The following is a 1157-nucleotide window of genomic DNA, read 5'->3' on the forward strand; positions in this document are numbered from 1 at the left end:
TTTCGTTGCTTAATACTGCGATAGCAATTAGAAATGCCAGTCGCTCAGGCGGCAAGTTTCATGAAAAATCATGCTGCTTGACCCAGCCCACCAACTCATCAATTGGCTGCTCTTCGGCAGTTTGAGTCATTTCACTCATTGTGGTTCCTGTTACTGTTCTTTGTAACACCGAGCGTTTGTCGATGTTACGCCTTTTCTTTTTAACGCGGGCTATCAGTTGTCGATTGTAGCCTAGGAATGCGATGGCAACTCTTGTACCACATTCTTTACCGTTTTTATTCTGCTTTCTGCGCCCAAACGTGAATATATCGACCCAAAGAGAGATAAGGTTCTTGACGACATAGCTGTTTCTCAAGCTCTAGCACATCTTCAAATTGGTAGTCGCCCATGTATTCCATGTTGCCAATGTAATCGCTAAAAGAACGAATACCCGACTTACCTTTTATCTCAAGCCCTGCCTCTTCTATCCACTGATAGACCTCTTCAGGCTTCAAGCCTTTTTGGGGTTGCAGCTTAAACCGTTTTCGATGTGGCATCCCATTTAATACATGAGGAATATTGCCACAAATCACATTTTTAAGGACTAATCCGTGATGGTTGTAGAACATTATCGATGCCACACCACCCGGTTTTACTTGCTCAAGTAGGATGTCTAACGCTTCCTTGGGATTGGCTAACCACTCCATGACTGCGTGAAACATCACCATATCTACTGGCTCATCCATATGCTGTGCAATGTTTTGAACAGGAGAATGGATGAATCGATACTGATCAAGCAAGCCGGCTTTATCAATATCTTGTTGCGCCAAATTCAGCATTTCAGAAGAAAGGTCACACAGAGACACTTGGTGCCCTAGGCTAGCAATCTTTTGCGACATCTGTGCTAAACCGCCTCCTGCATCCAGAATATGCAAAGGTGTTTCATCGGTTTCAAATGTGCTTAACGCTTGCTCTAAATCTTCCCATACGATGATCTGACGGCCGTAAATATTTTTTGCAAATTTGTGGGCAATATCGTCGAAATTACGGTCTTCAGTCACAGCTACTTGAGTTATCATGTCCTATCGTGCCTGCTATTCTGTTGTTTAAGGTTTCAAGATACTTTATCTAATCTCAGATAAGCAGTATGCGCCCCATGAACCCACGGGCCGGTGTTG

The 1157-nt window shown here is 43.6% G+C and carries 1 protein-coding gene and 1 pseudogene; both read right to left on the minus strand.

Features of this window, described 5'->3' with window-relative positions; all coding sequences use genetic code 11:
- A pseudogene (locus tag KIV40_RS35670) lies at window positions 1-58 on the minus strand (hypothetical protein); the annotation flags it as partial.
- A 217-nt stretch (window positions 59-275) separates the two neighbouring features.
- Window positions 276-1040, minus strand: a complete 765-nt coding sequence (gene cmoM, locus KIV40_RS32275; protein ID WP_285353428.1) for a tRNA uridine 5-oxyacetic acid(34) methyltransferase CmoM — start codon at window positions 1038-1040, stop codon at window positions 276-278.
- Window positions 1041-1157 lie beyond the last annotated feature (117 nt).

It is taken from the genome of Vibrio sp. D173a, from assembly GCF_030248475.1.